Here is a 21,398-nt window from a genome sequence, read left to right as displayed (position 1 = left end):
GCAACCAGATCATCCCGAGGGATCCGCCTCGCTCGCCCGCGAGGCCGGGTGGTCCGACACCGACCCGGCACTGTCCGCCGTGACGCTCGTGCGACGCTCTGGGCGCCCTCAAGTTGCACATCAAGCAGAGAATGCGCCTCCGAACTGGCCTTTTCTGTGGCGTGCTCAGGCCGGCACCTTTCCGATGACGGATCACGTGATGTGCCTGTCACTCCAAAGCCTCCGCGCCCGGCCAGAAGTTCCAGAAAAGTCCCAGTGGCGTCCACATGCCCCCCTCCCGTCTCGCATTCAGGTCAGGAGGGGAGCGGTAGTAGCTTTTCTTAGAATTTTCAGATGTCCCGGAAGATCTCGATCTGTGCCCCGATCGAGTTCAGCCGCTCCGCCAGGTCCTCGTAACCCCGGTTGATGACGTACACGTTGCGCAGCACCGAGGTGCCCTCGGCCGCCATCATCGCCAGCAGGACGACCACCGCGGGGCGCAGCGCCGGCGGGCACATCATCTCGGCGGCGCGCCAGCGGGTCGGGCCCTCGACCAGGACGCGGTGCGGGTCCAGCAACTGCAGTCGGCCGCCGAGGCGGTTGAGGTCGGTCAGGTAGATCGCGCGGTTGTCGTACACCCAGTCGTGGATCAGGGTCTGGCCGGAGGCCACCGCCGCGATGGCCGCGAAGAAGGGGACGTTGTCGATGTTCAGGCCCGGGAAGGGCATGGGGTGGATCTTGTCGATGGGGGCTTCGAGCTTGGAGGGGCGGACGGTCAGGTCGACCAGGCGGGTGCGGCCGTTGTCCGCGAAGTACTCGGGGGACCGGTCGTGGTCGAGGCCCATCTCCTCCAGTACCGCCAGCTCGATCTCCAGGAACTCGATCGGCACCCGGCGAACCGTCAGCTCCGACTCCGTCACCACGGCGGCGGCCAGCAGGCTCATCGCCTCGACCGGGTCCTCGGAGGGGGAGTAGTCGACGTCCGCGTCGATGTTGGGCACGCCGTGCACGGTCAGTGTGGTGGTGCCGATGCCCTCGACCCTGACGCCCAGCGCCTCCAGGAAGAAGCACAGGTCCTGGACCATGTAGTTGGAGGAGGCGTTGCGGATGACCGTCACGCCGTCGTGCCGGGCGGCGGCGAGCAGCGCGTTCTCCGTCACCGTGTCGCCGCGCTCGGTCAGGACGATCGGGCGGTCGGGGCTGACCGTCCGGTCCACCTGGGCGTGGTACTGGCCCTCGGTGGCCGCGACGTCCAGGCCGAACCGTCGCAGTGCGATCATGTGCGGTTCGATGGTCCGGGTACCGAGGTCGCAGCCGCCGGCGTACGGCAGCTTGAAGCTGTCCATGCGGTGCAGCAGCGGGCCGAGGAACATGATGATGGAGCGGGTGCGGACGGCCGCCTCCGCGTCGATCGCCGCCATCTCCAGTTCGGCCGGCGGGACGAGTTCCAGGTCGACGCCGTCGTTGATCCAGCGGGTGCGCACGCCGATGGAGTTGAGCACCTCCAGCAGGCGGTACACCTCCTCGATCCGTGCCACCCGGCGCAGCACCGTGCGCCCCTTGTTGAGCAGTGAGGCGCACAGCAGGGCCACGCAGGCGTTCTTGCTGGTCTTGACGTCGATGGCACCGGACAGCCGGCGGCCGCCCACCACTCGCAGATGCATCGGACCCGCATAGCCCAGCGACACGATCTCGCTGTCCAGGGCTTCACCGATTCGGGCGATCATCTCAAGGCTGATGTTCTGGTTCCCGCGCTCGATGCGGTTGACGGCGCTCTGACTGGTGCCGAGGGCCTCCGCGAGCTGCGCCTGTGTCCAGCCGCGGTGTTGCCGGGCATCACGGATGAGCTTGCCGATGCGTACGAGGTAGTCGTCTGCCATGAGGCTGAGGTTATCTCAGATATGAGATGGCGCCTCCTGGGGGGTCCGTTCGGGTGACGCCCCGTTAGTGCCCCTTGCTCGTCCGGGTGCGGCGCCACCCGAAGGGGCCGGGCAGATCCATCGACGTCGTACGCCGTCCGGTGCTGCTGTGGGTGTGCCGCGGCCCGTGTTTGCCGCCGCCGGTGGTGATGGACCAGGAGTGCCGGTTGATGTTCAGCCGGACCCCGGGCAGGATCCGGAAGCTCTTGCGGAAAGTCAGTGGCATGGGTGCCTCCTCGGGTGGGTTCCGGGCCGGGTGACGCCCAACTCGGATACCCCGTAACGGCGGAGGGATGGGTGGCGGTCGGGGGCGGCCGCGGGGCCGTGTCCGGTGCACACCGGTTCGCCCGGCGTGGGCGGGTTCCGCCGGAGCGAACGCGGGCCGCACCCCCGGAAGGCGCGAGGGCGTGCGGGTGCGTGCCCGGCCGGCGCCACGCCAGAGTCGGCGCCGCAACGGGGTCGGCGCCGCAACAGGGCCGGTGTCCGGGCTCAGGGGGTCACTCCGGCTTCCGTGTCTCTGACGTGCCGGGCGCGTGGCGCCGGCGCCCGGCGCCGCCGAGGAGTTCAGCGCCCACCCTCCTCGCCCTACGGGCTGCTCGACTCCGCCGAGGGTACGGAGGGCGCGCTCGAACCGTGGGCAAGGTCACGTTCGAGCAGTTCTGGCGCGCCGTTTCCCTGGGAGGGGGCTGACGCCCGATGCGTCCCCTCGTCCCCTCGTGCGACCCGGGCTCGTCGGTGGGGAAGCCGAAACGGCCGCGTTCGCCTTCGAACGCCTCGATTCGTCGAGGGCGGATGCCCGGCCGGACATGACCAGCCGGGCCCCATGTATTAGAGTTATCTCGACATCGAGATATCTGCCGAAGGCGCACCGTGGTCGCCACTCCAGTAAGGCTTGCCTAAGTTAGCTTGACCTTACTGAACAGGCCAAGCCGACGTGGCGGCACGATTGACGGTGGTACGCGCACATCAATGAAGGAGACTGTCGTGTCGGCGAACAGCTTCGACGCCCGCAGCACGCTGCAGGTGGGCGACGAGTCGTACGAGATCTTCCGGCTGGACAAGGTGGAGGGCTCCGCTCGCCTGCCGTACAGCCTCAAGGTCCTGCTGGAGAACCTGCTCCGCACGGAGGACGGCGCGAACATCACCGCCGACCACATCCGCGCCCTCGGTGGCTGGGACTCCCAGGCCCAGCCGTCCCAGGAGATCCAGTTCACGCCGGCTCGCGTGATCATGCAGGACTTCACCGGCGTCCCCTGCGTCGTGGACCTCGCCACCATGCGCGAGGCCGTGAAGGAGCTGGGCGGCGACCCGGCGAAGATCAACCCGCTGGCGCCGGCCGAGCTGGTCATCGACCACTCCGTCATCGCCGACAAGTTCGGCACCAACGACGCGTTCAAGCAGAACGTCGAGCTGGAGTACGGCCGCAACAAGGAGCGCTACCAGTTCCTGCGCTGGGGCCAGACCGCCTTCGACGAGTTCAAGGTCGTCCCGCCGGGCACCGGCATCGTCCACCAGGTGAACATCGAGCACCTGGCCCGCACCGTGATGGTCCGCAACGGCCAGGCGTACCCCGACACCCTCGTCGGCACCGACTCGCACACCACCATGGTCAACGGCCTCGGCGTGCTCGGCTGGGGCGTCGGCGGCATCGAGGCCGAGGCCGCCATGCTCGGCCAGCCGGTCTCCATGCTCATCCCGCGCGTCGTCGGCTTCAAGCTCACCGGTGAGCTGCAGGCCGGCACCACCGCCACCGACCTCGTGCTCACCATCACCGAGATGCTGCGCAAGCACGGTGTGGTCGGCAAGTTCGTCGAGTTCTACGGCGAGGGTGTGGCCGCCACGAGCCTCGCCAACCGCGCCACCATCGGCAACATGTCGCCGGAGTTCGGTTCCACCGCCGCGATCTTCCCGATCGACGACGAGACCCTGAACTACCTGCGCCTGACCGGCCGCTCCGCCCAGCAGGTCGCGCTCGTCGAGGCGTACGCCAAGGAGCAGGGCCTCTGGCTGGACCCGAAGGCCGAGCCGGACTTCTCCGAGAAGCTCGAGCTGGACCTGTCCACCGTCGTGCCGTCCATCGCCGGCCCCAAGCGCCCGCAGGACCGCATCGTCCTGGCGAACGCCGCCGAGCAGTTCAAGCTGGACGTCCGCAACTACGTCGACGCCGTGGACGAGGCGGGCCAGGAGTCCTTCCCGGCCTCCGACGCCCCGGCGGTCCACCCCAACGGCGCCCCGTCGAACCCGGTCACCGTGACCGCCCCCGACGGCACCTCCTACGTGCTGGACCACGGTGCGGTGACGGTCGCGGCCATCACCTCCTGCACCAACACCTCCAACCCGTACGTCATGGTCGCCGCCGCCCTGGTGGCCAAGAAGGCGGTCGAGAAGGGCCTGACCCGCAAGCCGTGGGTCAAGACCACCCTCGCCCCGGGTTCCAAGGTCGTCACCGACTACTTCGAGAAGGCGGGCCTGACCCCGTACCTCGACAAGGTCGGCTTCAACCTGGTCGGCTACGGCTGCACCACCTGCATCGGCAACTCCGGCCCGCTGCCGGAGGAGGTCTCCAAGGCGGTCAACGACCACGACCTCGCCGTCACCTCGGTGCTGTCCGGCAACCGGAACTTCGAGGGCCGCATCAACCCCGACGTCAAGATGAACTACCTGGCGTCCCCGCCGCTGGTCGTCGCGTACGCCCTCGCCGGCTCCATGAAGGTGGACATCACCCGTGAGGCGCTGGGCACCGACACCGACGGCAACCCGGTCTTCCTGAAGGACATCTGGCCCTCCGAGGCCGAGGTCAACGACGTCGTCGCCAACGCCATCGGCGAGGACATGTTCGCCAAGTCCTACAGCGACGTCTTCGCCGGCGACGCCCAGTGGCAGTCCCTCCCGGTCCCGACCGGCAACACCTTCGAGTGGGACGCGGAGTCCACCTACGTCCGCAAGCCCCCGTACTTCGAGGGCATGGGCATGGAGCCGGCCCCGGTCGAGGACATCGCGGGTGCGCGCGTGCTCGCCAAGCTGGGCGACTCGGTCACCACCGACCACATCTCCCCGGCGGGCGCCATCAAGGCCGACACCCCGGCCGGTCAGTACCTCACCGAGCACGGTGTGGAGCGTCGTGACTTCAACTCCTACGGCTCCCGCCGAGGCAACCACGAGGTCATGATCCGCGGCACGTTCGCCAACATCCGCCTGCGCAACCAGATCGCGCCGGGCACCGAGGGCGGCTACACCCGCGACTTCACCCAGGCCGACGCGCCGGTGTCGTTCATCTACGACGCCTCGCGCAACTACATCGAGCAGGGCATCCCGCTGGTCGTCCTGGCCGGCAAGGAGTACGGCTCCGGCTCGTCCCGCGACTGGGCCGCGAAGGGCACCGCCCTCCTCGGCGTCAAGGCCGTCATCGCCGAGTCCTACGAGCGCATCCACCGCTCGAACCTCATCGGCATGGGCGTCCTGCCGCTGCAGTTCCCGGAGGGCCAGTCCGCCGCCTCCCTGGGCCTGACCGGCGAGGAGACCTTCTCCTTCACCGGCGTCACCGACCTGAACAACGGCACCACGCCGCGCACGGTCAAGGTCACCACCGACACCGGTGTCGAGTTCGACGCGGTCGTCCGCATCGACACCCCCGGTGAGGCCGACTACTACCGCAACGGCGGCATCATGCAGTACGTGCTGCGCAGCCTGATCCGCAAGTAAGCGGCACGGCACGGCGGACGAGGGCCGCACCCCCGGCAGCGGGGGTGCGGCCCTCGCGCCGTCGGCGGTCCGGGGGCCGCCGCTCCCGCGGCTCACTCGCCGAGGAGCGCCGAGAGGTCCGGCAGCGCCACCTCCGCCCAGATCACCTTGCCCTGGGGGGTGTACCGGGTGCCCCAGCGCTCGGTCATCTGGGAGACCAGGAACAGTCCCCGGCCTCCCTCGTCGGTCGTCGCGGCGTACCGGAGGTGCGGCGAGGTGCTGCTGCCGTCGGCCACCTCGCAGATCAGCACCCGGTCCCGGATCAGCCGTACGTGGACCGGGTCGGAGCCGTAGCGGATGGCGTTGGTGATCAGCTCGCTCAGGACCAGCTCCATACCGAAGCCCAGCTCCGACAGACCCCACTCCTCCAGCTTGGCGGACACCGCGCCGCGCATCCCCGACACGGCGGCCGGGTCCCGAGGAACATCCCAGTCGGCGACGTTCTCCGGCGGCAGCGCCCGGGTGCGCGCGATCAGCAGGGCCACGTCGTCCTTGGGGCGCTCGGGCAGCAGTTCGTCCAGCACCGCCTGGCAGCCCTCCTCCGGCGACCGGTCGGGATGGCCCGACAGCGCCAGGCGCAGCAGCTCCATGCTCACGTCCAGGTCACGCCTGCGGTCCTCGATGAGCCCGTCGGTGTAGAGAACGAGCTGACTGCCCTCGGGCAGCTCCAGCTCGGCCGTCCGGAACGGCATGCCGCCCAGGCCCAGCGGCGGCCCGGCCGGCACGTCGGGGAACGTGACGCGGCCGTCGGGGTAGACCAGCGCGGGCGCCAGGTGCCCGGCCCGCGCCATCACGCAGCGGCGGGTCACCGGGTCGTAGATCGCGTACAGGCAGGTGGCGCCGACGATCTCCGCCGCCGCCTCCGCCCGGGCCTCGTCCTGGTCGATACGGCCGACGAGGTCGTCCAGGTGGCTGAGCAGCTCGTCCGGCGGCAGGTCGAGCGTGGAGAAGTTGTGCACCGCGGTGCGCAGCCGGCCCATGGTCGCCGCCGCGTGCAGACCGTGCCCGACCACGTCACCCACGGCCAGCGCCACCCGGCCGCCGGGCAGCGGGATCACGTCGAACCAGTCCCCGCTCACGCCGGACTGCGCCGGAAGGTAGCGGTAGGCGACGTCGAGGGCGCTCTGCTCGGGCAGCGCCCGAGGCAGCAGGCTGCGCTGCAGGGTGACCGCGAGCGCGTGCTCGCGGGTGTACCGGCGGGCGTTGTCGATGCTGACCGCGGCCCGGGCCACCAGCTCGTCCGCCAGCGACAGCTCCTCCTCGTCGAAGGGCTCCTGTTTGGAACGGTAGAAGTTCGCCATGCCCAGGACGACACCGCGCGCCTGGATCGGGGCGGCGATGAGCGAGTGGATGCCGTAGTCCAGGATGCGCCGGGTGCGGGAGGGGTCCTGGGCCTGCCAGCCCGGGGCGCTCGCCAGGTTGGGCACCAGCTCGGAACGGCCGGCGTTGAAACCGCGCGCCTGCGGGGTGGAGGGCAGGAAGTCGATCAGGCAGCCCTTCTCGTAGAGCGGGTGGTCGTCCCGGATGCCGTTCACGGTGACCCGCCGGATGTCCGTGGCGGTCGGGGCGGGCTCCTCCCCGTGCAGGACGTTGTCGGCCAGGTCCACGGTGACGAAGTCCGCGAAGCGGGGGACGGCGACCGCGGCCAGCTCGTCTGCCGTGCGGACCACGTCGAGGGTGGTGCCGATGCCCAGCCCCGCGTCGTACAGCAGCTCCAGCCGCTCCCGGGTGACCTCGGCCCGGCCGGACACGGCCTGGAGCTCGGTGGAGTCGCGCAGCGTCACCACGGTCCCGCCGCAGGCCCCCGCGCCGTCGGTGGGCCGCTGGTTGACCACCAGCAGCCGCCCGCCGGCGAAGTGCACCTCGTCGTTGGCCTCGTGCCCGGAGCCGAGCAGTTCCACCGTCTCCGGTTCGAGGTGCGACAGCTCCCGCACACTGCGCCCCTCGGCCTGAGGGGGCAGCTCCAGCAGCCGCCTGGCCTCGTCGTTGGCGAGCAGCAGCCGTCCGTCGTGACCGACGATGAGCACGCCCTCCCGCACCGAGTGCAGCACCGTGTCGTGGTGCTCGTACATGCGGGTCATCTCTTCCGGGGCCAGGCTGTGGGTCTGCCGCCGCAGCCGCCGGCCCATCAGGGCGGTCCCGCCGGTCGACAGCACGAGCGCGCCGGCCCCGGCGCCCAGGATGATCGGCAACTGCCGGTTCACCTGGCTGGTGACGTTCTTGACCTTCAGTCCGGCGGAGACCAGGGCGATCACCTTGCCGTCGTCGTTCCGGATGGGCACGGTCGCCTGCACCTCGTGGCCCAGCGGGCCGTGCACGCTCTCGGTGTAGACCCGGCCGGCCAGCGAGGGGCCTATCCGGCCCACGAACCGCTTGCCGATGCGGTCCGGTATCGGATGGGTGTAGCGGATGCCCTTGGTGTCCAGGACCACGATGAAGTCGACGCCCGCGGTCTTGCGTCCCGCCTCGGTGAGCGGCTGGAGGACCTTCGAGGGGTCGGGGGTGTCCAGCGCCTGCTGGACGCCCGGGGAATGGGCGAAGGTCTGCGCGACGGCTATGGACCGGCGTTTGGCCTCCGTGGTGGTGTCCCGCTCCGACTGCAGCACGAGGGCGATGACGGCGCAGACCACGAGGAGGACCACGAGGGCCACCTGCAGGAGGAAGACCTGTCCGGCGACGCTGCGTGGGTTGCCGATCATGGAGCGCCAAGACCAGCGCCTGAATCGGCCGAATCGGTCCGACATGCGACATTTCTAGCACTGGGTGATTGAAGATGGCTACGTCCGTCCCGAGCTGTGGACGCCCTCGCCTCTCCCGTCCCGTGCGCCCCAAGCCTCTCCACCAGTGCCGTATCACAGGTGTCGCGGCAGGCGTTTACAGCGGGTGCTGTGTGCGATAACTTCACGAGTCAGGGGTGGGAGCGCTCCCACTCGTGTTCGGCCCCCGGCGGACCGGAACCCGCTCCGGGGCTGGGCCCGGGTCCGCTCCCACCCCGTCCCGCTCTCTCCGTATCCGTATGGGTACACGGGTACTCGCATCCGTGCGTCCTCCCGTGCCGCCGCGGGCGCGCCCGGGCGGCCGCGGCGGCCCGGGCGGGTGGCGGGGAGCGGGAGGCGAGAGGTGAGGGGGCGGTCCCCCTTTTCCCGAGGCGCGCGCCGCGGCCCTGCCGATGCCCGCCCGGGCGGCCGGCCGGGTCCCGACCGTCGACCGGCCCCTTTCTGCTCCCCCGGAGGCTGTGCCGCCCGCGGCGGCCGGGGTGTGGCGGCGCGCGGCGGCGACCCGAACGGATCCCCGGATCCGGGGTGCGGCGCGACCTTCGGTCACGTGGTCCGGGGCTCCGGTGCCGATGGCCCGGCGGGCCGTCCCCGCCGGGTCGGTCGAAGCGCTCTGGGCGGACCCGGTGAGAGGACGCACCGGGTCCGCGAGCCGGGCAGGTGAGGGGGGTTTCGGCCCCTGTCCGGGTGGTGCTGGCTTGTGCCGGCCGGGCCGTGGGCGGGCCTCGGCCGGATGGTGCGCGACAACGTTGTCGTATGGTCCGTACACGACTCTACCGCGTCAACGGACAACGATGTCAAGCTACTTGGGGTAGCCCGGCGGAGTGGTGCCGATGGGTGGCTGCGGGGGAGCACACGGTCTTCCGTGGCACCGGTGGCGCGGGTTACCGTCCCTGCGGCTTGTGCGACCCGGTGCGCGACCCGTCCATCCATCGGAAGGGCCGCGTCATGCGTTGACGTCCCACGTCCCTGCTGCTGGCAGCGGTGCTCGCGGCCGGCGGTGCCCCCACGCTCGGTCCGGCCGGAGCCGGGGGACCCCCGTCCCCCGTTCTCGCGGCGACCGCGGCGGCCCCGGGGCTCGTCGACGATCCGACCCCGTACGTCGATCCGCTGATCGGCGCCAGGAACGGCGGCAACGTCTTCCCGGGCGCAGTGGTGCCGTTCGGCATGCTTGCGTGGAGCCCGGAGAACAAAGGTCGACGGCCGCAGCAGCGACCGTCCCTGGCTGCCCGCCTCCTTCGTCCGTGACGGCGGCCGGCTGGACTACACCCTGTCCGCCACCCCGAACCGCGCCTGGGGCGCGTCCTCGCCGCCGCCCTCCTTCCGGCGGGGCGAGCAGCCGTACCAGATCGGCGTCGGCCCCACCACCGCCACGGTCGCACCCGGCGGCAGCGCGAGGACCGGCATCCGCGCGCCGGCCCTGAGCGGCGGCACCGGACCCGAGGTGCGCTTCCGGGTCCGGACCCCGGCCGCCGTCACGGCCACGCCCGCCGAGGGCACGGTCACCGACGGCGCCCAGCAGATCACCCTGGCCGCGGCCGAGGACGCCGCTCAGGGCTTCTACGACGTCGGGGTCACGGTGATCTCCGGCGACACCACCTACGAACAGCCCGTCTCCCTGACGGTGGCCGCCGCGGGCACCCTGCCGGCCGCCTACGACAACACCGGCGTCTCGGCCGACGGGGGCGACCACGACGAGGCCGACTACGACGGCGGCGGCTGGAGCTACTCCCGCCAGGCCCTCGCCGCGGCCGGTCTGACCCCCGGCGGGCGGGGCACGGCGGCCGGTCTCGCCTTCACCTGGCCGGACTCGCCCGCCGGCCGCCCGGACAACGCCTCGGCCGCCGGTCAGACGATCGAACTCGACCGGCCCGCCGCCCGGTTGTCCTTCATCGGCAGCGCCGTCAACGGCGACCATCGGGCCCGGGCGACCGTCACCTACACCGACGGCACCACCGGCACCGTCGACCTCGCCCCTCACCGACTGGACCGTCGGCGGCGGGGGCGGCACCGTGAGCTACGGCAACGAGGTGGTCGCGAAGACGGCGTACCGCAATGTCGCGGGCGCCGACAAGGACCCGGTCGCGACCTACGTCTTCGCCACGCGGCCCGTCACGGCCCCGGACGGCGCGGCCGTCCGCAGCGTGACCCTTCCGCACGACGCCGACCTGCACGTCTTCACCCTCGCCACCGGCTGAGACACACACGGAAGGGGGCGGACCCGGCCGGGTCCGCCCCCTTCCTCACGCGCCGGTCAGCCCAGCAGCTCCACCTCCGCCAGTGTCGCCTCGCCGTCGAGGACCAGGCGGTACTTCGCGTAGGTGCCCGGGGCCGCTATGTCGAACGCCCTGGTCTGCCGGTCCCAGCGGAACGATTCGCCGGAGCGGCGGTCCAGGGTCTTCCAGGCCGTGCCGTCCGTGGACCCCTGCAGGGTCCAGCCCGCCGGTGCCTTCGCGTGGTCCGCCGCCGAGGTCAGCGTGTACTGGACCGGCTCGGCACCGTCCGCGGCCGGCAGGTCGACCGTGGTGACCGTCGCGCTCGTCGCCGACGTGTTGTCGAACAGGGCGCCGTCGCCTCTGAGCACGTCCGCGCGGGGCGCCGGCACCTTGTCGTCCTTCGTGACGGAGCGAGGGGCCGCCTTCGCGCCCGTCCCCCACCTCGAGGGCTCGGGCCCCATGGCGAACTCCAGCTTCCCGCCCCTGGACAGCAGCGAGTGGGGGAGCGAAGTGGACCGCCAGGGGTGGCCGTTCACCCTCACACCCTGCACGTACACGTTCTTCGCGCTGTTGCGCGGCGCCTTGATCACCAGATCGCGGCCGTTCTCCAGGTGCACGGTCGCCTTCTTGAACAGCGGGGAGCCGATGGCGTACTCGCCGCCGCCCATGACCAGCGGGTAGAAGCCGAGCGCGGAGAAGAGGTACCAGGCCGACTGCTCGCCGTTGTCCTCGTCGCCGTGGTAGCCCTGGCCGATCTCGCTGCCCGTGTAGAGCCGGGACAGCGCCTCGCGCACGTGTGCCTGCGCCTTCCAGGGCTCACCGGCCGCGTCGTACATGTAGATGACGTGGTGCGCGACCTGGTTGGAGTGCCCGTACATGCCCATGCGGACGTCCCGTGCCTCGGTCATCTCGTGGATGACACCGCCGTAGGAGCCGACGTTGTCGGGGGAGGCGGTCTCGGGCGTGGCGAAGTACGTGTCGAGCTTGTCGGCGAGGCCCTTCCGGCCGCCGTACAGGTTGGCCAGGCCGCGGCTGTCCTGCGGGGCGGTGAAGGCGTAGCCCCAGCCGTTGGTCTCCGTGTAGTCGTAGCCCCACACCCGCGGGTCGTACTTCGAGGAGTCCAGGCGCCAGGCGCCCTTGGCGTCACGGCCCTGGAAGAAGCCCGCCTCGGGGTCGAAGAGGTTCACGTAGTCCCGGGCGCGGTTGAGGAAGTACCGCGACTCCTCCTTGTACCGCTTCTCGCCGGTCCTGTGGTAGAGGGCCTCGCCCATCCGGGCGATGCCGTAGTCGTTGACGTAGCCCTCCATCGCCCAGGACAGGCCCTCGTGCGTGTCGGTGCCGGTGTAGCCGAGGAACGGCGAGGTGCTCATGCCCTTGCGGCCCACGCCCGAGGACGGCGGGACGACCGTGGCGTTCTTGACCGCCGCGTCGTACGCCGCCTTCGCGTCGAACCTCACGCCCTTGACGTAGGCGTCGGCGAAGGCGACGTCCGAGGAGGTGCCCGTCATCAGGTCGGCGTAGCCGGGGGAGGACCAGCGGGAGGTCCAGCCGCCGTCCCTGTACTGCTGGACGAAGCCGTCGACCATCTCACCCGCCTGGGCCGGGGTCAGGAACGAGTACGCGGGCCAGGTGGTCCGGTACGTGTCCCAGAAGCCGTTGTTGACGTACACCTTGCCGTCGACGATCTTCGCGCCGGTGTGCGTCGGGGAGTCCGGGCCGGTCATGGGGGAGAAGGGCGAGGCGTACCGGTCCTTGCCGTCGACCTTCTCGAAGCCCGAGTTCGGGTAGAGGTACAGCCGGTACATGCTGGAGTACAGCGTGGTGAGCTGGTCCGGGGTGGCGCCCTCCACCTCGACCCTGCCGAGCAGTTCGTCCCAGGCCCGCCGGGCCCGCGCCCGGACCGTGCCGAAGGAGGCGCGGTCCGGGATCTCCCGCGCCAGGTTGTCCTTCGCCTGGTCCACGCTGATCAGCGAGGTCGCCAGCCGCAGGGTGACGGTGTGGTCGGCGCCCGCGTCGAAACGCAGAAAGCCCTTCACGCCGCTGGAGTCGCCATCGGTCACCGGCTTGTCGAACCGGCCGTACACGAACAGCCGGGTCGCGCCCGTGGACAGTCCCGACTTCACGTCCGAGTAGCCGGTGACGACCCCGTGCTCCTTGTCCAGGGTCAGCCCCGCCTGCTCGGTCACGTTGTCGAACACCACGCTCGCGTCGTCACCCGGGTAGGTGAAGCGCAGGGCGGCCGCGTGGTCGGTCGGGGCCATCTCCGCCTTCAGCCCGTTCTCGAACCGGACGCCGTAGTAGTAGGGCCGCGCGGTCTCGTTCTCGTGCCGGAAGGCCAGTTCGCGCGCCTTGCGGCCGGTGTCCGGGGTGCCGGCGGCGGCCGACGGCATGAGCTGGAAGGTCTGCCGGTCTCCCATCCAGGGGCTCGGCTCGTGACTCGCGCTGAACGCCTGGATCGTCGGCAGGTTGTCGTCGTTGTTCGCATGTGCGTACTCGTAGAGCCAGCTCAGCGAAGACGCGTTGGTGACCGGCGTCCAGAAGTTGAAGCCGTGCGGGACGGCCGTCGCCGGGAAGTCGTTGCCGCGCGAGAAGCTGCCGCTGGAGTTGGTGCCGCGGGTGGTCAGCGCGTAGTCCGACAGGTGCGCCTTCGGCTTCTCGGGCGCCACCGGCTTCAGGGCGACGTCGTCCATCCAGCCGCGGAACCTCGCCGGCCCGCCCGGCGAGTCGTAGGCCACGAGTATCCGGTCCACCGTCTTGCCGGCCGCCACCGAGCCGATCCGGGAGGACACGTTGTTCCACTGGTTGACGTAGAGCGCCTTGGACGCGCCCTGACCGCGCGGTGTCAGCGGGAAGCCGTGCTGGTCGGTGGCGCCGAGGCCGCTGAGGTAGGTGCCGTCCGTGAAGGCCAGGTCGACGGAGACGTTGGTGGCGTCGTAGTCGCGGTCGCCGTCGGCCATCGACGGGAAGACGCGGTAGGAGAGCCGGGTGTCGCCGCCGACCCGCACGTTCACGTCGAAGACCTTGTTGTACGAGTACGCCCGTCCGTCCGCCGTGTGCCGTCCGGCGTAGCGCAGGGCACGCTTTCCGGTGAATCCGGCGCCGGCCTTGGCGGTGGGGGAACCGATCGGTCCCTTGTCGACCAGCGACAGCATGTCCGGGTGCACCGTGGTGTCCCCGCCACCGGTGGAGAACTGCACGTCGGCGAGTTGCAGGATGCCCGAGGCGCCGTTGTTGGCGGAGATGTCGAGCCGGAAGTGCTGGTACTCGGCGGGCTCGGCCAGATCGTACGACTTCGTCTGGAACCGCTCCTTGAAGCTCTCGCCCGAGCGTGTGTCGAGCGTCTTCCAGTCCTTGCCGTCCGTCGAGCCCTGGAGCGTCCAGTCCTTCGGGTCGCGCTCGGCGTAGTCGTTGGCCGAAGTCAGCGCGTACGTGACCAGCTTGACCGGTTTGTCGAGGTCGAACTCCACCCAGCCGGTGGGCTGGAAGGCCAGCCACTTGGTGCCGGGCTCGCCGTCGAGGAGGTTCTCCTTCACCTCGCCCCCGCCCGCGTTCTCACCGCTGGCCCGGACCTCGGTCACACGGTCGTCGACGTTGCCGGGGATGCCGGTGCTGTAGCCGCCGTCCACACCCGAGGCGCGTTTGCCCCCGTCCGCCGCCGTGTCCACGGTGTTCAGCCAGTCCGGTGCCGGATCGCCCGCCTCGAACGAGGAGGCGAACTCCCGGTCGGCGGCCGGTGCCTTCGCCGGCAGGGCGACCGCCGCCCCCTGGCTTCCGACGGCCATGACAAAGGCGGCCGTGAGCACGACCGCCGGACCGTTTCTGGGTCTACCTCTTCTGCGCTGCATCTACCGCTTCCCCTCCTGCGTCGCTCCGGACAACGTTGTCAGCTCGGTGCGCAGGAACCAGTAGGTGGTCAAGTGGCCCGTGATGTCAAGGGTGTTGGGCATGGCATTCCGGGCCCTATGTCGCGACTTTTTCCGGCAGGGCGCCCACAGGCCGCTCATATTTCCGCGAGGTCTCAACTCGGAAAAGACCCGCCGCGAACCTTGCATTCGATCTTGCTCCGCTGGCGGGAAGTGGACTATACCTGTCGGCGTTTCCCGCATGACCCTGCACTACCCGACAGCGGTGCCGGGGAGGATCCGGTTCACCGCCTGAGTCCTGGAGAAGGCGAGGACTTGAGCATGGGATCCACTGCGCACCACGGTGGCGAGGGTGTCGGCCGCCGCGATCTGATCAAGCGGTCCGCGGCGCTCGGCCTGGTGGCGGCCCCCGGGATGGGCCTGCTCTCCGCCTGCGCGAGCAGCGGCGGCGACGGACAGGACAAGGCGAAGGCCGGCAAGAAGACCGCCAAGAACCCGCTCGGCGTCAACGACGGCGCGAAGATGGAGTTCGTCCTCTTCGACGGCGGCTTCGGCAAGGAGTACGCCCAGGACGCGGTGAAGATCTACGAGAAGGACTTCCCCAAGGCCACGGTGAAGTTCGCCGCCACCCAGAAGATCCAGTCCACCCTGCAGCCCCGCTTCAACCAGGGCAACCCGCCGGACCTCATCGACAACTCCGGCGCCGAGCAGATGGACATGGGCGTGCTCGTCGGAAAGAACCAGCTCGCGGACCTCACCCCGCTGCTGGACGCGCCGTCGTTCGACGACCCGGGCAAGAAGGTCCGCGACACGCTGCGCCCGGGCATCGTGGAGATGGGCCAGTTCGACGGCGACAAGGTCTGGATCCTGTACTACGCCTACACGGTGTACGGCGTCTGGTACTCGCAGAAGGCCCTGGACTCGCTCGACGAGAAGTACCCGGAGACCTGGGACGAGATGGTCAAGGTCTGCGAGAAGGCCAAGAAGAAGGGCATGGCGGGCTGGACGTACGCGGGCAAGTACCCGTACTACCTCCCGTTCTCGCTGTACCCGATGATCGGCAAGGTCGGCGGCCGCGAGGTGCTGGACGCCATCGACAACCTGGAGCCGAACGCCTGGAAGCACCCGGCCGTCAAGGCGTGCTTCGAGGCCTACTACGAGCTCTACAAGAAGGGCTACGTCCTCAAGGGCACCCCGGGCCTGGACCACATCCAGTCGCAGACGGCGTGGGCGAAGGGCAAGGCGCTGTTCATCCCGAACGGCTCCTGGGTCGAGAACGAGTCGGCCAACGTCATCCCGGCCGACTTCGACCTCGCGGTCTCCGCGCCCACCGGCCTCGACGGCTCGGACAAGATGCCCTTCGGCACCATCTGGGCGTCCGGCGGCGAGCCCTTCGTCGTGCCGGCCAAGGCGGCGAACGCCGAGGGCGGCATGGAGCAGCTCCGCATCATGCTCTCCGAGGCCTCCTCGAAGAACTTCACCGCCAAGGTGAAGTCGCTGACCGCCTTCAACGGCGGCACCGACGGCATCACCCTCACCCCCGGACTGAAGTCGGGCGTGGCGGCGCTGGACAAGGCCGGGGCCAACGTGGTGAATCCGCGGCTGCAGGACTGGTACGTGCAGCTCCAGAAGGAGAAGATCGGTGTGGCCGGGCTCGGCGAGATGATGGCCGGCCGCCTCACCCCGGCGGAGGCCATCAAGAAGATCCAGGGCTTCGCCGACGAGGCCGCGAAGGACACGTCGATCAAGCACTACAAGCACCAGTAGGCCCTGAGTGAGGGCTCGTCACCAGCGGCAGCACCTGACCGGAGATCGGGGTCGGCAGTAATGCAGCACGGCAAGTACCGGTTCATCGTGGGGTTCCTCGCGGCACCCCTCGGGCTCTACGCGCTGTTCGTCGTATGGCCCTTCATCCAGTCCATCTACTATTCGTTCACGGACTGGACCGGACTGAGTCCCGAATTCAAGATGGTCGGCTTCGACAACTACCGGAGGATGTTCGACGACGACATCTTCTGGAAGTCGTTGCAGCACAGTCTGCTGTTCGCGCTGGTCCTGCCGCTGGTGACGATCGGCCTGGCGCTGTTCCTCGCCTTCATGATCAATGTGGGCGGACGGCGCCGGAGGGGCGGCCCGGTGATTTCCGGCGTCCGCGGGTCCGGCTTCTACAAGATCGTCTACTTCTTCCCGCAGGTGCTGTCGATCGCGATCGTCGCGCTGCTGTTCGCCTTCGCCTACAACCCGGACAGCGGCGCCATCAACTCGTTCCTGCGCGGCATCGGCCTGGACGGCGTCCAGCCCCTGTGGCTGGGCGATCCGGGCCTCGCCCTGTGGTGCGTGATGGCCGTGCTCGTGTGGTCCACGGTCGGCTTCTTCGTGGTGCTGTTCTCGGCCGGCATGGCGTCGATCCCGGCCGAGATGTACGAGGCGGCCCTGCTGGACGGGGCGAGCCGCGTCACCACGTTCTTCCGCATCACCCTGCCGCTGCTGTGGGACACCGTGCAGTCCGGCTGGGTCTACATGGGCATCCTCGCGCTCGGCGCGGAGTCCTTCGCGGTCGTCCAGATCATGACGACCGGGCCGGGCGGTCCCGACTACTCGACCACCGTGATGGTCCTGTACGTGTACCAGAAGGCGTTCCGGGACGGTCAGGCCGCCTACGCCACCACCATCGGCGTAGCCCTGCTCGTGGTCACGCTCGCCTTCGCGGCGGTCGTGATGCGGCTGGGCCGTCGCGAGCGGCTGGAGTACTGAAGCGATGAAGACGACCGAGACCCCCACCCCGCTGCCGGCCGAGTCCGGCGCGACCGTGTCCAAGGTCGACGTGGCGCCGGCGCGGCCGGCCGTGCGGAAGAAGGAGGGCTCCGTCCTCAACGCCTTCTCGCACGGCATGCTGGTCCTGTGGGCGATCATGGTGGTCCTGCCGCTGCTGTGGGCGGTGATGACGTCCTTCAAGGACGACGCCTCCATCTTCGGCTCGCCCTGGTCCCTGCCGGACCGGCTGCACTTCGACAACTGGTCGAGGGCCTGGACCCAGGCCAACATGAGCGACTACTTCCTGAACACGATCCTGGTGGTCGGCGGCTCGCTCATCGGCACCCTGGTGCTCGGCTCCATGGCGGCCTACGTCCTGGCCCGCTTCGACTTCCCCGGCAACCGCTTCATCTACTACCTGTTCATCGGCGGCATGAGCTTCCCGATCATGCTGGCGCTGGTCCCGCTGTTCTACGTGGTGAACAACATGGGCCTGCTGAACACCATCCACGGCCTGATCCTGGTCTACATCGCGTACTCGCTGCCGTTCACGGTCTTCTTCCTGACCGCCTTCTTCCGCACCCTGCCCACCTCGGTGGCGGAGGCGGCCTTCGTCGACGGCGCCTCGCACACGCGTACGTTCTTCCAGATCATGCTGCCGATGGCCAAGCCCGGCCTGATCAGCGTCGGCATCTTCAACTTCCTGGGCCAGTGGAACCAGTACATGCTGCCCACGGTCCTCAACACCGACCCCGACAAGCGCGTCCTCACCCAGGGCCTGGTCCAGCTCGCGGTCAGCCAGGGCTACAAGGGCGACTGGTCCGGTCTGTTCGCCGGCCTGGTGATGGCGATGCTGCCGGTCCTCGCGGCGTACATCGTCTTCCAGCGCCAGGTGGTGGCGGGACTGACGGCGGGGGCGCTGAAGTAGCGGCGGGCCGCCGACGGGCCCAGGGCGCCCCCCCCGCGGGGGACGCCCTGGGCCCGTCGGCCCGTGCCCTCGTCCCGGCGTCCCCACGCCCCACCCGCCGGGACCCGGCCCCACCCGCCGGGACCCGGCCGTACCGGTCGTCCGGCGGCTCCCCGCCGGCTCTGCCCGGCGCGTGCTTCGCACTCGCGATTCGCACCGACGTCCCGCGGGCCGGTCTCGCGCCGGGTCACGGAACGGTCACGGCCGGTCGTCCGCGTTCCGTGGCTGAACGATCCGCGGGTGGCCGCGCCCGTCTCGCGCCGCCCTTCCCGGGCCCGTCCCGGAGCACCCGTCGCGGCGCCCGTCCGCCCTGCTCGCGGGTGGCCTGCGCGTGTCGTCCGGGTGTCCTGGACGGAACAGTGAAAGCGAGAGCGATTTCCCTCAAGGACTTGACTGATGTAACCCGTACAGCCGAGCTTGGAGTTCACAACTTGTAAGTGGCCCGGTTCCGCGGATGTGACCTGGGCCACGGGCGGCACTGGGGCCGCCCGGCCGATGGCGGGAGTGGATGGGTCGATGGAGACTCCGGGGTCGCAGTCGTCGCTGCACCGAGCCAACCTGGAACGAGTCGTGCGGGCGGTACGGCTTGCCGGGTCGCTCACGCAGGCGGAGATCGCACGGACGACCGGCCTGTCCGCGGCGACGGTCTCCAACATCGTGCGGGAGCTGAAGGACGGCGGAACCGTCGAGGTCACGCCCACGTCGGCGGGTGGACGGCGGGCCCGCAGCGTGTCGCTGAGCGGGGACGCCGGCATCGTGATCGGCGTGGACTTCGGGCACACCCACCTGCGCGTCGCGATCGGGAACCTCGCCCACCAGGTGCTGGCCGAGGAGTCCGAGCCGCTGGACGTGGACGCCTCCTCCACGCAGGGCTTCGACCGGGCCGAGGAGCTGGTCAACCGGCTGGTCGCGGCCACCGGCGTGGACCGGACCAAGGTGGCCGGCGTGGGGCTGGGCGTGCCCGGACCGATCGACGTGGAGTCGGGGACCCTGGGGTCCACCGCGATCCTGCCGGGCTGGGGCGGCACCAGACCCGCCGAGGAACTGCGCGAGCGGCTCGGCGTGCCCGTGCACGTGGACAACGACGCCAACCTCGGCGCGCTCGGCGAGCTGGTCTGGGGCAGTGGCAAGGGCGTGCGCGACCTGGCCTACATCAAGGTCGCCAGCGGTGTCGGCGCCGGACTCGTGATCAACGGGAAGATCTATCGCGGCCCGGGCGGCACGGCTGGCGAAATCGGACATATTACACTCGACGAATCCGGCCCGGTCTGTCGATGCGGGAACCGGGGCTGCCTGGAGACCTTCACGGCCGCGCGCTACGTGCTTCCGCTGCTCCAGCCCAGCCACGGCAACGATCTGACCATGGAAGGCGTCGTGCGGCTGGCCAGGGACGGAGACCCGGGCTGTCGTCGGGTGATCGCCGACGTCGGCCGCCACATCGGCAGTGGAGTGGCCAATCTCTGCAATCTGCTGAACCCGAGCCGGGTGGTCCTCGGTGGTGATCTCGCCGAGGCCGGAGAGCTCGTCCTCGGGCCCATCAGGGAGTCCGTCGGCCGCTACGCGATCCCCAGCGCGGCGCGCCAACTGTCCGTTCTTCCCGGGGCACTTGGGGGCCGTGCGGAGGTGTTGGGCGCGCTCGCTCTCGCTCTCAGCGAGATGGGTGATTCAACCCTTCTGGACGGATCTGTCGTGGGTACGCTCGCGGCGGCCACCCCTGCCTTCACTTAGAGAACGGATGGCACCGTTGCCATCTCGTTAAGGATTTACTTCTTGACGTCGCACGTGTGGCCGAGTTGACTTCCAGCCACCTCGGCCGCAACGACGCGGCCTCGTCAGGGAGGTTTACAGAGTGAACACGCGTATGCGTCGTGCCGCCGTTGCCGTTGCCGCTGGTGCGATGGCCGTCTCGCTGGCCGCCTGTGGCAGTGCCAAGGAGTCCAAGGGGGGCGACAGCTCTTCGGCGTCCGCCAAGAAGGGCGACAACATCAAGGTCGGTCTCCTGCTTCCGGAGAACAAGACCGCCCGCTACGAGAAGTTCGACAAGCCCCTGATCACGAAGAAGATCCAGGAGCTGACGAACAACAAGGCGGAGATCCAGTACAACAACGCCCGCCAGGACGCGAACCTGCAGGCCCAGCAGGTCGACACCATGATCACCAACAAGGTGGACGTGCTGATCCTGGACGCGGTGGACGCCAAGGCGATCCAGAACTCGGTCCAGAAGGCCAAGGACGCCGGCATCAAGGTCGTCGCGTACGACCGTCTCGCCGAGGGCCCGATCAGCGCCTACACCTCGTTCGACAACGAAGAGGTCGGCAAGACCCAGGGCGAGGCCCTGCTGAAGGCGCTGGGCGGCAAGGCCACCAAGTCCTCCAAGATCGTCATGATCAACGGCTCGGTCACCGACCCGAACGCCGCGCAGTTCAAGAAGGGCGCGCACTCCGTCCTCGACGGCAAGGTCACCGTCGCCAAGGAGTTCGACACCAAGGAGTGGTCGCCGGACAACGCCAACTCCGAGATGGAGGCGGCGATCTCCGCGCTCGGCAAGGGCAAGATCGCGGGTGTCTACTCCGCCAACGACGGCATGGCCGGCGGTATCATCACCGCTCTGAAGGCCGCGGGCATCTCCGTCCCGGTCACCGGCCAGGACGCGGAGCTCGCCGGTGTGCAGCGCATCGTCTCCGGTGAGCAGTACATGAGCGTCTACAAGCCGTACGCCCCCGAGGCCGACGCCGCCGCCGAGATGGCCGTCGCCCTCGCCAAGGGCGAGAGCCTGGACTCCGTCGCCAAGGACAAGGTCTCCTCCGGCTCCGCCAACGACGTCCCCTCGGTGCTCGTCCCGGTCACCGCGCTGACCAAGGACAACATCAACGACACCGTCATCAAGGACGGCGTCTACACCGTCGCCGACATCTGCACGGGCAAGTACAAGTCCGCCTGCGACAAGCTCGGCCTGAAGTAAGCGGCACCGACTCCGGTCCCCCGTACCGGCGTTCCTCGCGGAGCGCCGGCACCGGGCCGGACCGGGTCCTCCCAGACTCCTCCGGCGCCCCGCGCATTCACGCAGCCCCGCAAGCTCGGTGCGGGGCGTCGGACGGAACTCGGGACCTTCCGCCCGGATCATGCCGTGCTCGCGCCTGATCCGGACGAGAGTCCCTACCCCCCAACTTCTCTGCACAACCTCC

11 protein-coding genes and 1 pseudogene are annotated in these 21,398 nt (G+C 69.7%); 8 read left to right on the top strand and 4 right to left on the bottom strand.

All coding sequences use genetic code 11. The features are described 5' to 3' along the window. Positions 1-329: 329 nt before the first annotated feature. Both MXD57_RS10535 and MXD57_RS10530 read right to left on the bottom strand, forming a co-directional pair. Positions 330-1,859: a helix-turn-helix domain-containing protein gene (locus MXD57_RS10535; protein WP_250401081.1), complete on the bottom strand. Its 1,530-nt coding sequence runs from the start codon at positions 1,857-1,859 to the stop codon at positions 330-332. 64 nt (positions 1,860-1,923) lie between these two features. Continuing rightward, positions 1,924-2,124 (bottom strand): DUF4236 domain-containing protein, encoded by a 201-nt coding sequence (locus MXD57_RS10530; RefSeq protein ID WP_250401080.1) that lies wholly within the window; start codon positions 2,122-2,124, stop codon positions 1,924-1,926. Positions 2,125-2,882: 758 nt separating this feature from the next. Between MXD57_RS10530 and acnA the strand changes: the two genes are divergently transcribed. Continuing rightward, positions 2,883-5,600, top strand: a complete 2,718-nt coding sequence (gene acnA, locus MXD57_RS10525) for an aconitate hydratase AcnA (RefSeq protein ID WP_308290689.1) — start codon at positions 2,883-2,885, stop codon at positions 5,598-5,600. Between the two features lie 92 nt (positions 5,601-5,692). Here the strand turns inward: acnA and MXD57_RS10520 are convergent, their stop codons facing one another. Beyond that, the gene (locus MXD57_RS10520; RefSeq protein ID WP_250401078.1) at positions 5,693-8,338 is read right to left on the bottom strand and encodes a SpoIIE family protein phosphatase; all 2,646 of its coding nucleotides are present in this window, start codon (positions 8,336-8,338) and stop codon (positions 5,693-5,695) included. Positions 8,339-9,397: 1,059 nt separating this feature from the next. Between MXD57_RS10520 and MXD57_RS31990 the strand changes: the two genes are divergently transcribed. Then, entirely contained in the window at positions 9,398-9,661 is a 264-nt protein-coding gene (locus MXD57_RS31990) for a hypothetical protein (protein ID WP_374114676.1), read from the top strand. Then, positions 9,606-10,611: pseudogene (locus tag MXD57_RS10515) on the top strand (glycoside hydrolase family 92 protein); the annotation flags it as partial. The gene MXD57_RS31990 and the pseudogene MXD57_RS10515, both read left to right, overlap by 56 nt. Positions 10,612-10,667: 56 nt before the next feature. Here the strand turns inward: MXD57_RS10515 and MXD57_RS10510 are convergent. Then, a complete protein-coding gene (locus MXD57_RS10510; RefSeq protein ID WP_250401077.1) occupies positions 10,668-14,411 on the bottom strand; it encodes a GH92 family glycosyl hydrolase in 3,744 nt (1,247 codons plus the stop codon). Positions 14,412-14,813: 402 nt separating this feature from the next. On the opposite strand from MXD57_RS10510, the gene ngcE reads away from it, so the two are divergent. The 5 genes from ngcE to MXD57_RS10485 all read left to right on the top strand — a co-directional run bounded on the left by ngcE (position 14,814) and on the right by MXD57_RS10485 (position 21,175). Beyond that, a complete protein-coding gene (ngcE, locus tag MXD57_RS10505; protein ID WP_250401076.1) occupies positions 14,814-16,259 on the top strand; it encodes an N-acetylglucosamine/diacetylchitobiose ABC transporter substrate-binding protein in 1,446 nt (481 codons plus the stop codon). A 60-nt stretch (positions 16,260-16,319) separates the two neighbouring features. After that, entirely contained in the window at positions 16,320-17,246 is a 927-nt protein-coding gene (locus MXD57_RS10500) for a carbohydrate ABC transporter permease (RefSeq protein ID WP_250401075.1), read from the top strand. 4 nt (positions 17,247-17,250) lie between these two features. Next, complete coding sequence (locus MXD57_RS10495; protein ID WP_250401074.1) at positions 17,251-18,174, top strand: carbohydrate ABC transporter permease; 924 nt, start codon at positions 17,251-17,253, stop codon at positions 18,172-18,174. Between the two features lie 555 nt (positions 18,175-18,729). Beyond that, positions 18,730-19,941, top strand: coding sequence for an ROK family transcriptional regulator (locus MXD57_RS10490; RefSeq protein ID WP_250401073.1), 1,212 nt, complete (start codon positions 18,730-18,732; stop codon positions 19,939-19,941). A gap of 133 nt (positions 19,942-20,074) precedes the next feature. After that, positions 20,075-21,175: a sugar ABC transporter substrate-binding protein gene (locus MXD57_RS10485; RefSeq protein ID WP_250401086.1), complete on the top strand. Its 1,101-nt coding sequence runs from the start codon at positions 20,075-20,077 to the stop codon at positions 21,173-21,175. Positions 21,176-21,398 lie beyond the last annotated feature (223 nt).

It is taken from the genome of Streptomyces cellostaticus (assembly GCF_023630175.1).
Lineage (GTDB): Bacteria > Actinomycetota > Actinomycetes > Streptomycetales > Streptomycetaceae > Streptomyces > Streptomyces cellostaticus_A.
Note: the sequence above shows the minus strand (reverse complement) of the source record. Positions and strands in the feature narration are given on the sequence as shown.